General features: G+C 70.3%; 6 protein-coding genes. 4 read left to right on the top strand and 2 right to left on the bottom strand.

All coding sequences use genetic code 11. The annotated features are described in order from the left end of the window. Positions 1-77: 77 nt before the first annotated feature. Both ABS361_18505 and ABS361_18500 read right to left on the bottom strand, forming a co-directional pair. Complete coding sequence (locus ABS361_18505; GenBank protein XBY44023.1) at positions 78-6,956, bottom strand: leukotoxin LktA family filamentous adhesin; 6,879 nt, start codon at positions 6,954-6,956, stop codon at positions 78-80. Between the two features lie 67 nt (positions 6,957-7,023). Then, positions 7,024-7,845 (bottom strand): SapC family protein, encoded by an 822-nt coding sequence (locus tag ABS361_18500; protein XBY44022.1) that lies wholly within the window; start codon positions 7,843-7,845, stop codon positions 7,024-7,026. A gap of 641 nt (positions 7,846-8,486) precedes the next feature. Between ABS361_18500 and ABS361_18495 the strand changes: the two genes are divergently transcribed. From ABS361_18495 to kdpB, 4 genes are all read left to right on the top strand, one after another. After that, a complete protein-coding gene (locus ABS361_18495; GenBank protein XBY44021.1) occupies positions 8,487-9,728 on the top strand; it encodes a lytic murein transglycosylase in 1,242 nt (413 codons plus the stop codon). 192 nt (positions 9,729-9,920) lie between these two features. Further along, a complete protein-coding gene (gene kdpF / locus ABS361_18490) occupies positions 9,921-10,043 on the top strand; it encodes a K(+)-transporting ATPase subunit F (protein ID XBY44020.1) in 123 nt (40 codons plus the stop codon). Between the two features lie 100 nt (positions 10,044-10,143). Continuing rightward, positions 10,144-11,853 (top strand): potassium-transporting ATPase subunit KdpA, encoded by a 1,710-nt coding sequence (gene kdpA, locus ABS361_18485; GenBank protein XBY44019.1) that lies wholly within the window; start codon positions 10,144-10,146, stop codon positions 11,851-11,853. A 13-nt stretch (positions 11,854-11,866) separates the two neighbouring features. After that, a complete protein-coding gene (gene kdpB / locus ABS361_18480) occupies positions 11,867-13,936 on the top strand; it encodes a potassium-transporting ATPase subunit KdpB (GenBank protein XBY44018.1) in 2,070 nt (689 codons plus the stop codon). The last annotated feature ends 9 nt before the right edge of the window (positions 13,937-13,945 follow it).

Below are 13,945 nucleotides of genomic sequence, written 5' to 3'. Positions count from 1 at the left end.
CGACACGCTGGTTCGTCGCCGCGACACGCAGCGAGCCCGCAGTCATGTCGGCGCGGTCGCCGATCTTGGCGCTGTAGCTATCGAACGACAACGCCGCGGCGATCGAGGCGCCGACGCCGACGCCGTCCGAGGCATAGCTGCCGGCCCAGGCCTTCGAGGCCAGCGACGAGGTGTTGTCGGCGACGACCGAGACGGCGCCCGCGCGCGGCCGCATCGCCGGCGCGGTCGAGCACGAAGTCGTCGCCGATCGATGCGCTCGTGTTGGACACCGAGAGGCCGATCGCCAGCGATCCGGCGACGCTGGTGTTCTTGGCCGTGGCGCCCGACATCGCTTCGGCGGCGAGGCCGCCGAGCCCCTTGTTGATGCTGGAGGTCGCCGAAACCGCGACCACATCCGGCGTCACCACATGGGCCGAGGCGCCGATGTCAGCGCTGGTGGTATTGAGAACGATGGTCAACGCCGCGCCGATGCCGATGCCGGTGGCATCGCGGCCGACGGTCGCGCCTTCGCCGAGCGACTGCGCGGTCGTGGCATTGGTCGCCGCAACCGTGACACCGCCCGTGCCGGCCGAGATCGATCGCGGATCGGCGGCCGAACTCGTGATGGTCGCCGTCGCGCTGTCGCCGACGATCACCGCGCCGAGCGCGGCCGCAAACGACAATTTCCCGCCCGAGGAGCCGCCGCCGTTGGCGGCGAGCCCGGACTGTTCCTTGTCCATGGCGTCCTTGGCGGGCGCCGAGCCGAGGGTGTTCGCGGCCGTCGACTTGCCGCCGCCGGACGGATCGTTGTCGTCCGAGGTCGCACCGCCGGCCATGGCCGTCGACAGCGCCGAATAGCTGCGGATCGAATCGGCCGTGACCTTCACCGCGCCGCCCGCATCGACGTCGCGCGCCAGTTCGGCAACGGTCGCGGACGTGACCGGCGTGCCGGTCGCATTCGCGCCGACCACGCCGAAGCCGGTGATCACCGCCACCGAGGCGCCGACCGCCACACCGCCGCCGGATCCCGAGCCGCCGCCGTTTCCGCCATTGCCGCCCGTGTTGCCGCCGCCACCGCCGGCGCTCGCGACCTCGCCGGCCGCGAGCGCCGTATTGGCGCCGCTGCTCGAAGCCTCGATCGTGACGTCGCCGCCCACGGCCAGGGCATTGCCCGAGGCGATCCGGGCCGTCGTCTTTTCCGACAGGATCGTGAAGGCGACCACGCCGTCGATCGCCGTGCCGCCCTTGGCGCCGGCCTTGGCGAGCGTTTCGGTATCGACCTGCGAGCCGGCCGTGACCGCCACGCCGCTGGCGCCGGTGATCGCCGCATCCTTGTCGATGATCGCCGCGCTTTCGCTGGTGATCGTGTTGAGCGCCACCGAGGCACCGACGCCGACCTTGCTCGCGCTCGCGCCGCCCGCCGAGGGCAGGGCGCCGACGGCCGAGAAGATCGCCGTTTCCGCGCCGACCTTGACCGATCCGTCGGCCGCGCCCGCGGGCGTGAGGTCGAGAATCGCGCCCGCGCCGATCGTCGCCAGGCTCTTGTCGATCACGACATTGACGCCGAGCGAACCGGCGACTCCGATATTGGCCCCGCCGCTGCCCGAGGTCGCCCGCGCCGCGAACTGGTCGAGGCGTCCTTGGGTGCCGACCGCATTGGCCGGCACCGGCAGGTCGGTGGTCGTGCCGATGTTCGGCAGCGCGAGACCGAGATCGGCCTTGCCGGCGGTGACCGCGACCGCGCCGGCCGCATAGTGGCCGGCAGCGAGACCGCCGCCCTGGCCGGGGCCGGCCACCGCGGGCCCGGTGCCGAGTTCGGCCTTGTTGGTCGCGTTGACGACGTTGATGGCGACCGCCGCGCCGACACCGACGCTGCTGCCGCCCGAGGCGCCGCCCGTCCCGCCGGTGCCACCGGTACCGCCCGTGCTGTCCTGCGAGGCCTGCGTGACGGCGCTGCCGTCGGCCATGCCGCGCGCATCGGTGTTGGCGTCGGTGGCGATGGTCAGCGCGCCGCCGGCCCTGATGCCGACGCTCGCCGGCACGGCGGCCTTGACGGTCGCGACCGAGACATTGACCGCGATCGCGGCCGCGACGGTGACGCTGCCTTCGCTGGTCGCCGCCTTGCCGTTGGCGCTCGTCGCACCCGCCGCGGCGCTGTCCTGCTGATCCTTATCGCCGATACCGGCCGCGCTGGCGCGGCTCGTGGCATCGCCCGACTGCTTCTGAACCTTCTGGTCGGCCGTGCCGTCGGCATCGGTCGACTTGCCGTCGTCGTCGTTGCCCTTGCCGCCCGATGCACTGGCCGTGGCCGCGACCACGCTCGACGAGGCGCCCTTGGCCTCGAAGGTCACCGAACCCTGCGCGTCGATGTTGGTCGCCGTCGTCGCCAGCACCTCGTCGTCGATCACCGCGATGCCGAGCGCCGCGCCGACCGCGGCCTTGCCGCCGGCCGCCTTGCCGCTCGCCGCCGTCGCGATGCTCGACGTCTGCGACGCCTTCACCGACACGTCGCCGGTCGTCACCAGATCCTGGCCGAGCGCCCCGATCGTCGCCGCCGCCCGGTCCGACACGATCGACAGCGCCACCACCGGCGTCACCGCGATGCCGCCCGCCGAACCCTGTTCGGCCTGCGTCGTCACGACATGCGTGCCGGTCGCCTCGAGCTTCACATCCTTCGCGCCGGTCAGCGTCACGCCATCCGCCAGCGACGCGGTCGAGCGCGTGCCGACCAGATTGAGCGCCACCGAAGCGCCGACCCCGACCTTCGTCCCCGCCGCCCCGTCCCCGACCGGCAGCGCCGCCACCGTCGAAGACGTCAGATCGTCCGACTTCAGTTCGACGTCGCCGTTGCCGTCCGCCGCCGTCGTCGCGCCCTGGACCGGCACGATCGCGACCTTGCCCCGCGCGATCGTCGCGGTCGCTTCCGAATCGACGAGCCCGATCGCCAGCGAGCCGGCAACCCCGACATTGCCCGCGCCGGCGCCCGACACGGCCCGCGCCTCGAACAGGTCTTCCCGCCGGCCCGTCGTGACGATGGCCGTCGGCGCCGGATCGGTCGAACCCGGCACCGCCGGCGGCGCCAGCCCCATGTCCTCGTGCAGCGCCGAGATCGAGAGCGAACCGGCCTGGTAGGTCGGCGCCGTCGCCGCCGCCGGACCCGCGCCGAGCACCGCCCGGTCGGTCTCCTTCGCCAATGTCAGCGCGAAGGCCGCGCCGACCCCGACCGTCGGCGGCGTCGTGCCGTCCTTGTCGGCCGCGCCGACCTGCGACCCGCTCGCCAGCGTGCGCGCATCCGTGTTGGCATTGGCATGGACGCCGAGCTGCGTCCTGGCCTTCACCGACACCGAGGCCGGCACCAGCGCTTCGGCCTTCGAGGTCACGATGTCGACCGCGACCGCCGCGGCGACCGCCACCGACCCGTCGCTGGTCTTGCCCTGGCCCTTCTCGGCCTTGGCCGCGTCCTGGGTCTTCTGCTGCTGTTCGGCATCGCCGACGCCAGCCGCCGTGCCCTTGGTCCCGGCCGCCGCGGTCTCCTTGCCGATCTTGTCGTCGACCGAGGCGTCCTCGCCCGCCGGCGCCGTGCCGTCCGACTTCGCCGGCGTGCCGCCCGACGCGCTGGCCGTGGCCGCGACCACGCTCGACGAGGCGCCCTTGGCCTCGAAGGTCACCGAACCCTGCGCGTCGATGTTGGTGGCCGTCGTCGCCAGCACCTCGTCGTCGATCACCGCGATGCCGAGCGCCGCGCCGACCGCCGCCTTGCCGCCGGCCGCCTTGCCGTTCGCCGCCGTCGCGATGCTCGAGGTCTGCGACGCCTTCACCGACACGTCGCCGGTCGTCACCAGATCCTGGCCGAGCGCCCCGATCGTCGCCGCCGCCCGGTCCGACACGATCGACAGCGCCACCACCGGCGTCACCGCGATGCCGCCCGCCGAACCCTGTTCGGCCTGCGTCGTCACGACATGCGTGCCGGTCGCCTCGAGCTTCACATCCTTTGCGCCCGTCAGCGTCACGCCATCCGCCAGCGACGCGGTCGAGCGCGTGCCGACCAGATTGAGCGCCACCGACGCCCCGACCCCGACCTTCGTCCCCGCCGCGCCGTCCCCGACCGGCAGCGCCGCCACCGCCGACGACGTCAGATCGTCCGACTTCAGTTCGACGTCGCCGCCGTTGATGGTGACCTGCGCACCGGTCGCCAGCGCCGCGCTGCTCTGGGAATCGAGCGCCGTGGTGGCGAGCGCACCGGCGATGCCGACATTGCCCGCGGCCGCGCCGGAAACGGCGGTGGCGGTGAAGGCGTTGTCGGCCGCCGTGCCGGTCGCGACTGCTGTGAGGCCGAGCGAGCCGGCTTCGACCGCCTGACCGACGGTGGCGCTGTTGGTAACCTTGGCGAGATCGAGCGCGAACGCGGCACCGATGCCGGTGTCGCTCTTGGCGCTGGCGCCGTCGGCCGAAGCGGCCGAGGCGTTCTTGGCCCGGCTCTCGAGCGTCAGGGCGCCCGTCACCGTCGCCTTCACGGCCGAGCTCATGGCGGCGACCGTCGACGACGCGAAATCGGCGATCGCGATCGCTGCCGCAGCCGAGAGCTTGCCGTCGCTGGTCGTCTCGTAGGGCGCGTATTTCGCGCCGGCGCCGGTGCCCGACAGGTACGCGCCGGCCTGGCTCGACGGGTCCGGATTGGCGGAGGCGCCGCCGGCCGCGGCCTTGGCGCTGGTGGTCGCGGCGCTGTCGGACTGCGCGGCGAGCGACAGTTCGCCGGCGGTGATCTTGGCCTGGCCGTCGATGGTCGCGCTGGTCGTGACGGAGACGACATTGACCGCGATGCTCGCGCCCGCGGCGGTGTTGCCGGAGGCGGTCGCGTCGGCGGTGGCGGTCGAGCGGACGGTGTTCGAGGCGGCGAGCGACAGCTTGGCGCCGGAGTGGACGTCGGCGGAGCCGCCGATATGGACGCGCGCGACGCTCGTGGTCGAGACAATGGCCGCGGAAGCGTCGGCCGCGAGGTTGAAGTTGGCCGGCGGCGCACCGGTGCCGGAGGTCGTGGCGCTCGCGGTGGCCGACAGTGAGACCGCGCCCGTAGCGGAGATCTTGGCGCCGTCGAGAATGTCGATGGCGGCGAGCACGTCCGTGACGGCGATCGCGGCCGGGAAGTTGACGCTCGCGGCGCCGGTCGCGAGCGCGGTGATCGACAGCGTCCCGGAGGCGGTGATGTCGGCGGCGCGGATCGACACGGCCGCATGCGCCGTGCCGGTGCCCGGCTGAGCCGTGGTAGAGAAGGTCAGATTGCCGCCTTTGACGATGGCATTGGTGCCGCTGGTATCGCCGATCGTGATGCCCGCGAGGCCGTTCGCTCCGGCGATCGAGGTCAGCGTGATGTCGCCGGCCGCGCCGCCATTGACGGAATCGGCGAGCAGGCGGGCGCCGCCATTGAGCGTGATCTGCGGCGCCACCAGCGTGATCGCGCCCGATCCGGCCGCCGAGGTGGTGTCGATCAGTCCGTTGGCGGCGACAGTGATCGATTGCGTCGCCTCGAGACGCACCGAGCCGCCGTTGGTGACCAGGTTCGGCGAGAAACTCGTATCGACGACCGGGTTGTCGCCCTTGTCGCCGTAGTCGGTGGCGCCGATCTTGAGATTGTTCGGATCGAGCAGCAGCGTGCCGGCGGTGCCGTTCGCCGCGCCGAGGTCGACGCGCACGGCGCCGAGCGTCTCGGTATCGGCCGCGCTCAGTTCGACGAAGCCGCCATTTCCGGTTGTGCCGCCGGACGCGACGAAGCGCGCGTCGTCGGCCACGGACAGATTGCGATCGGCCTTGACGATCACCGCGCCGGCGTTCGAACCGGCATCGCGACCGGCGGCGCTGAGCGACGCCGTGCCCGCGATCGCGATATCCGCCTTCGAGGTGACAGAGATCCGGCCGGCATCGACGCCGGCCGCGCCGTCGGCCTTGATCGATCCGGCAACGGCGACGCCCTTGTCGCCATGGATCGCAATCGAAGCCGGCTTCGGCTTCGGGATTACGGCGGCAGGCGCGCGCGCAGCCGCCGAGGCGGCCTCGATCCGCGCCGACCCGCGCACGTGGACCTTGCCGGCGGCCGAAATGGCGACGCTGCCGCCTCTCGCCTCGGAACCGCCGGCCGTGATCTTGCCGTCGATGATGGCGTCGCCGGTGGCCTGGATCGAGATCCGGCCGTTGCGGTTGACGAGCTGGCCGCCGGCGCGCAGGCCCCTGGTATTGACGGTCGCGGCGAACATCGCCTTTTGCAGCGCCGCCTTCTCGGCGGCGGCGAGCGATCCGGCGATCTGGACGTCGCGGGCGGTGATCTTGATCGAGCGGGCCGCGTTGATCTGGCCGCGGATGACCACCGAGCCGTCCGGCGAGATCGGCACGTCGCCGCGCAGCACCTTGGCGACGAGCGCATCGTCGATCTTGCCGGCGGCGATCATCTTGTCGATGACCTGCTTGGTCGGCGTGACGATGGTCAGGCTGCCGACGTTGATCGTGCCCTTGTCGCCGACGACCATGCCGTAGCTGTCGGCGAACACGACGTTGCCGCCGATCTTGCCGTGCTGGTACGAGTTGAGCACGCCGCGGATGTCGACGGGCGCGTCGCGGACGATGTTGACCAGCTTGTTGGCGTTGTCGGGGACGATCAGGTTGACGACGTTGCCCTCGGCCGCCGTGAAGGTGCGGAACGAGTTGAAGGCGTTGCCGCCGCTCATCGTCGAGGTGGTGATCGTGGTGGTGTTGCCGCGGACCCTGAGGTGGGTCGCGGTCTGGCCGTCGGGGACGATGCTGTTGCCGGGTGACTGACGCGGAACGCGCCCGCCCATCATCTGGGCGGGCGCGCCGAGGTTGACGGCCTGGGCGGCGGCGGGGCTGCTGGCCCCGAGGAGCGCGGTCGCGATCGGGAACAGGGCCGTGCCGCTCATGAGCAGCCGGTTGACCACGCGCGCGGAAGGCCGCAGCATCGATCCGAACATCACAACGCCCCTCGTCCCCAACTCACGTCGCCGTCACCTGCCTCGGGTGGCGGGCCTTGTTCGCGCCTCAGGCCGCGTCTTCCGGCTGCATTTCGGCAGCGGCAGGCGCCGCCTCGTCATTCGCCACCGCCGGCGTCTGATCGGCCGTCACGGTCCGCGGCGCGCTGGCGAGGGCTGGCGCGTGCAGCTTGCGCAGGCGTTCGACGCTGCCGAGCGACTGGAGGTGCGCGTAGATCGGGGCCAGGAAGCCGTCGCGGCGCAGCGACAGGAACGCTGCGTCCGGCAGTGCCTCGAGCTTTTCGGCATCGACGGTCAGGAAGCCGTGCAGGGCGATCGACGCGCCGGTGGCGAACTTGGCGTCGATCGTGACCGACCGGAGCAGCGACAGCTCGACCAGCCGCTTCACGAAGGCTTCGTTGCGCTTGGCCGCCTCGAAATAGCCGTTGACCAGCCGGATCCGCTCGATCAGCGCCGGCGTCTCGGCGCCCTTGTCGTCGAACATCGGCTCGCCGCTGCCGTCGGCCGGCGACTGGTAGGTCTGGTCGATGCAGATGACCGGATCGCGGCCCTCGACCTCGCCGAGCACGAAAGGCCAGCGACGGACGTAGGCCGGCAGATGATCGCCGCGCCAGCCGCCGTCCGCGTCGACGAGGATGTTCTCGTTCGAGTTGAGGCCGATCAGGAACACGCCGACAGGCAGGCCGACGCCGGGGACGAACAGGATCGGCAGATGCGGGCCGGCCGCGACGAACTCATCGACCAGAGCCGGAACGACATTCGTGCCGCGGGCGAATGCGAAGCGATCGTCTCGTGTATCGAGCCTTAGACTACGATGATTGTCGCGATTGAGAGGAACAACGTCGCTGTACAGGATCATCTTGTCGGTCACGCAACACCTCGACATAAGTATTCTAAGCAGTCTGAACTTCAAACGAGACGGCGGCGGCGCCGAATATCGATAATTGGATTTTGCAGGACGGACACTGACGTCGAAAATAACATCAGCGAACGCTCGATAACTCCACGAATGCTACGGCTGCCGCACAGGCTCGCGAGCCCAGAACAATGGAAACGCCCGCAACCGTTCGGGAGCAGGCGTTTTCGAAGGTCACGGCGCCGATGCATCGCGGGGGAAGGCGAAACAGCGGTGGCGTGGCCGGATCCGAAATCGCTACAGTTCGAAGAACCCGCATGGTTAAAGAACTGTCATAGAATTTCGAATTCGGTAACTACTGACTCGTTGATTCTAAAACGTCAACGATTGATTCATCAAACCGCCGGCCGCGTTTCCGCAGCGACGCTTTGACTCGGTCGCTCGAGGCCTTCGACTCGGCCTCTGACAATCAGCGACAAGATTTTCTTTCCAATTCTTTGGCTCGATTCTGCGGCTTTGGGCACAATAGGGGGCGCGCTCCCCGACCGCGTGACATTTTCGGGGTTGAACCCGGCGCCGACCGTTTCGTCCCGTCGACGGGCGTCTGTGCTAGCCTGCGCTGCTTCGAAATCACGAACTGATCGGTGAGCTGTCCCTTGCGTTGCTTCCGTCGCCCTTTCGCCGCCGGCTTCCTCCTTGCGCTCGCGCTTTCTGGCGCGCCTTCGCCTGCGGAGGCCGCCGATGCCGGCTTCGAGCGGTTCGTGGCCTCGGTCTGGCCGGAAGCTTCCGCCGCGGGCGTCTCGCGGGCGACCTTCGAGCGTGAGACGCGCGGCCTCGAGCCCGACTACGGGCTGCCGGATCTCGCCCTGCCGGGACGGCCTGAGACCGGCGCCCCGGCGCAGCCGGAATTCGTGCGGCCGCCGGCCGACTACATCAAGGAGGCGTCGATCGCCCGGCTCGCCGGCGAGGGCCGGCGGCTGCTCGGCATGCATCGCGCCGCGCTCGACAAGATCGAGGCGCGCTTCGGCGTGCCGGGCAACGTCGTGCTGGCAATCTGGGGCCGCGAGACCGATTACGGCCGCTCGCCCGAGCGCTACGACACGCTGCGCGTGGTCGCGACCCAGGCCTATGTCGGCCGGCGCAAGGACCAGTACCGCACCGAATTCGTGCTGGCGCTGAAGATCCTCGATCAGGGCGTGGTGGCGCGGAAGGACTTCCGCGCCTCGTGGGCCGGCGCGACCGGCCTGACCCAGTTCCTGCCGTCCGAATACTTCAAGCACGGCGTCGACCTCGACGGCAGCGGCCGTGTCGACATCTGGCATTCGGTGCCGGACGCGCTCGCCTCCGCCGCCAAGCAGCTCGCCGACAAGGGCTGGCAGCCGGGTCTGCGCTGGGCCTACGAGGTCCGCGCGCCGGCGCAGGCGGACTGTACCGCGGGCGTGCCCGAGGTGCGCCGGCCGATCGGCGCCTGGATCGACGCCGGCTTCGTGCCGGTCCGAGGCCGCTCCGTCTCGGCCGCGGAGCGCGCCGAGCCGGCGTCGCTGCTGCAGCCGGAGGGGATCTACGGTCCGTCGTTCCTGACCACGAAGAACTACTTCGTGATCAAGGAATACAATTTCTCCGATCTCTACGTGCTGTTCGTCGGCCACCTCTCCGACCGCATCCTCAGCCCGGAGACCTTCGCGACGCCGTGGTCGGCCTCGTCGCAGCTGAAGACGAAATCCGTGGAGGCGATGCAGCGGCATCTGACCCGGCTCGGCTTCTATCGCGACAAGGTCGACGGCAAGGCCGGCATGCTGACGCGCGCCGCGCTCGGCGCCTACCAGAAGGCGGCGGGCCTGAAGGTCGACTGCTGGCCGAGCGAGGCGGTGCTGCAGTCGCTCGGCGCGGCGCGGTAGCCCGCTGCCGCGTGGTTGCCGTGGACCGCGGCCGGATCGATCTTTACGCGCCCCTTATGCGGCTCGCGCTCTTCCACATCGATCCCTGATGCCGATCGGCCGCACAGTGCGGCCATCGTCAACGGAGGTCGATCATGCTCGATCTGATCTATGCGGGCCTCGGTCTCGCGCTCCTCGCGGGGCTTGCGGCCTATGTCCATGCGCTCGACCACACCTGAGGAGGCGATCGTGTTCGAACCGTTCCTCGGACTCGCCGTCGCCCTCGGCCTCGGCGTCTATCTCGTCGTGACGCTGCTCTATCCCGAGCGCTTCTGAGGCGCTCCCCCCTCTCCGCCCCCCTTCACGAACGACGCCGCATCCCGCGCTCCAGAAGGAGCCGCGGTCGATCGCGCGCGTCCCATGGGAGTTGAACCCGATGACCCTCATCGGATGGCTTCAGATCGCCCTGACGCTGGCCGTGACGCTGGCGCTCGCGATCCCGCTCGGCCGCTATGCCGCGCGCGTCTTCTCCGGAGAGCCGGTCCGGCTCGCCGCCGTCCTCGGCCCGGTCGAAGCCGGCTTCTACAAGCTCGCCGGCGTCGATCCGCGCCGCGAACAGACCTGGGCAGGGTATTCGCTGGCCATGCTGATGTTCAGCGCCGCCGGCTTCCTCTCGCTCTATGCGATCCTGCGCCTGCAGAATTGGCTGCCGCTGAACCCGCAGGGCTTCGACGCCGTCACGCCCGATCTCGCCTTCAACACGGCGGTGAGCTTCCTGACCAACACCAACTGGCAGGCCTATTCCGGCGAGACGACCATGAGCCATCTGACCCAGATGGCTGGCCTGTCGGTGCACAACTTCCTGTCGGCCGCGACCGGCATCGCGCTCGCCGTCGCGGTGACGCGCGCCTTCGCCCGGTCCGGCGCGACGACGCTCGGCAATTTCTGGGTCGATCTGACCCGCGTGACGCTCTACGTCCTGCTGCCGATCGCGATCGGCCTGGCGCTCCTCTATGTCGCGCTCGGCGTGCCGCAGACGCTTCTCGGCGCTTTCGACGCCACCACGCTCGAAGGCGCCAAGCAGACGATCTCGGTCGGCCCGATGGCGAGCCAGGAGGCGATCAAGCAGCTCGGCACCAACGGCGGCGGCTTCTTCAACGCCAACTCGGCGCATCCGTTCGAGAACCCCTCGGCGCTGTCGAACGTCGTCTCGATCGTCGCCATGCTGGTCCTGTCCTCGGCGCTGCCGATCGCCTTCGGCCACATGGTCGGCGCGCCGCGCCAGGGCTATGCGCTGCTCGCCGCGATGGCGCTCCTGCTCGTCGCAGGCGTGCTCGTGACCTACTGGAGCGAGGCGGCCGGCGATCCGCTGCATGTCGCGCTCGGGCTCGATCCCGCGGCCGGCAACATGGAGGGCAAGGAGGTCCGCTTCGGCCAGGCCATGACGGCGCTGTTCGTCGCGGCGACCACGGGCCTCTCCTGCGGCGCCGTCAATGCCATGCACGACAGCCTGACCCCGCTCGGCGGTCTGGTGCCGATGCTGATGATCCAGCTCGGCGAGGTCCTGCCCGGCGGCGTCGGCTCGGGCCTCTACGGCATGATCGTCTTCGCCGTGCTGTCGGTGTTCGTCGCCGGCCTGATGGTCGGCCGCACGCCGGAATATCTCGGCAAGAAGATCCAGGCGCGCGAGGTCAAGCTCGCCGTCCTCGCCGTGGTGATCCTGCCGCTCGCGATCCTCGGCTTCACGGCGGTTTCGGCCATGCTGCCGGACGCGCTGGCCGGGCTCAACAATGCCGGCCCGCACGGCCTTTCCGAGCTGCTCTACGCCTATTCGTCGGCGGCCGGCAACAACGGCTCGGCCTTTGCCGGCCTCACCGCCAACACGCCCTGGTTCAACGTCACGCTCGGCATCGCGATGATGCTCGGCCGCTTCGCCTATGTCCTGCCGGTCATGGCGATCGCCGGATCGCTCGCGGCCAAGGTCAAGGCGCCCGCCTCGACCGGCACCTTCCCGACCGACGGCGGCCTGTTCGTCGGCCTCGTCGTCGGCGTGATCCTGATCCTCGGCGGTCTGCAGTTCTTCCCGGCCCTCGCCCTCGGTCCGGTCGTCGAGCACGTGCTGATGCTCGCCGGCAAGACCTTCTGAGGAGGCACCTTCCATGGCCAAGCCCAATAGTCCCAAGTCCTCCGCCGCCCCGCGGCTCCTCGATGGCGCGATCCTGCGCACCGCGGCGCTCCAGTCGGTGCTGAAGCTCGATCCGCGTCAGCTCATGCGCAATCCGGTGATCTTCGTCACCGAGGTGGTCGCGGCGCTCGTCACGGTCCTGTTCGTCCGCGACCTCGTCGCCCATACCGGCACGCCGGTCTTCTCCGGCCAGATCGCGGCCTGGCTGTGGTTCACGGTCCTGTTCGCGACCTTCGCCGAAGCCGTGGCCGAGGGCCGCGGCAAGGCGCAGGCCGCCTCGCTGCGCAAGACCCGCAGCGACACGGTCGCCAAGAAGCTCCTGTTCCCGGACAGTCCGGACCGGATCTACGAGGGCGTCGCCCCGACCGAGCTCGAGATCGGCGACATCGTGCTGGTCGAGGCCGGCGATCTCATTCCGCTCGACGGCGAGATCGTCGAGGGTGTCGCCTCGGTCAACGAGGCCGCGATCACCGGCGAATCCGCGCCGGTGATCCGCGAGGCCGGCGGCGACCGCTCGGCGGTCACCGGCGGCACCACGGTGCTGTCCGACTGGATCAAGGTGAAGATCACCGCCAAGCCGGGCGAGACCTTCATCGATCGCATGATCGCGCTGGTCGAAGGCGCCGAGCGGCAGAAGACGCCGAACGAACTGGCGCTGTCGATCCTGCTCTCCGGCATGACGCTGATCTTCCTGATCGCGGTCGTCACGCTCTGGGGCCTGGCCGGCTACTCCGGCACGGCGCTGTCGGTCGTGGTGCTGGTCGCGCTGCTGGTGACGCTGATCCCGACCACGATCGGCGGCCTCCTGTCGGCGATCGGCATCGCCGGCATGGACCGGCTGATCCGCTTCAACGTCATCGCCACCTCCGGCCGTGCGGTCGAGGCGGCCGGCGACGTCGACACGCTGCTGCTCGACAAGACCGGCACGATCACCTTCGGCAACCGCATGGCGTCGGAGTTCATCCCCGTCGCCGGCGTCACCGAGGCGACGCTCGCCGAGGCCGTCCTGCTCGCGAGCCTCGCCGACGAGACGCCCGAGGGCCGCTCGATCGTGGCGCTCGCCCGCGGCGAATACGGCATCACCGAGCCCGCCGGCGCCGCCGAAGGCGCGACCGTCGTCCCCTTCGCCGCCCAGACCCGCGTCTCCGGCATCGACATCGGCGAACGCTCGATCCGCAAGGGTGCGGTCGACGCGATCCTGAAGATCGCCGGCCACACGCTGCCGGCCGCGCCGGAGGAGTTCCGCCGCGCGGTCGACCGCATCGCCCGCTCGGGCGGCACGCCGCTCGGCGTGATCGACGGCCGGCGCCTGCTCGGCGTCGTCCACCTGAAGGACGTGGTGAAGCCCGGCATCCGCGAGCGCTTCGCCGCGCTGCGCTCGATGGGCATCAAGACCGTGATGGTCACCGGCGACAACCCGGTCACCGCCGCGAGCATCGCCTCCGAGGCGGGCGTCGACGACTTCATCGCCGAGGCGACCCCCGAGGACAAGCTGCGCTACATCCGCCGCGAGCAGGTCGGCGGCCGGCTGATCGCCATGTGCGGCGACGGCACCAACGACGCCCCCGCGCTCGCCCAGGCCGATGTCGGCGTCGCCATGCAGACCGGCACCCAGGCCGCCCGCGAGGCCGGCAACATGGTCGATCTCGACAGCAATCCGACCAAGCTCATCGAGATCGTCGAGATCGGCAAGCAGCTCCTGATGACGCGCGGCTCGCTGACCACCTTCTCGATCGCCAACGACGTCGCGAAGTATTTCGCGATCCTGCCGGCGCTGTTCATCGCCACCTATCCGGAGCTCGGCGCGCTGAACGTCATGCGGCTCGCCTCGCCGCAGTCGGCGATCCTGTCGGCGGTGATCTTCAACGCGCTGATCATCATCGCGTTGATCCCGCTCGCGCTGAAGGGCGTGTCCTATCGCCCGGTCGGTGCCGCGGCGCTCCTGAAGCGCAATCTCGTCGTCTACGGCCTCGGCGGCCTCGTGCTGCCCTTCGTCGGCATCAAGGCGATCGACCTCGTCGTCGCCGCGCTGCATCTCGCCTGAGGAGGATCC

The organism is Ancalomicrobiaceae bacterium S20 (assembly GCA_040269895.1).
GTDB classification, from domain to species: Bacteria; Pseudomonadota; Alphaproteobacteria; order Rhizobiales; family Ancalomicrobiaceae; genus Methyloraptor; species Methyloraptor flagellatus.
Note: the sequence above shows the minus strand (reverse complement) of the source record. Positions and strands in the feature narration are given on the sequence as shown.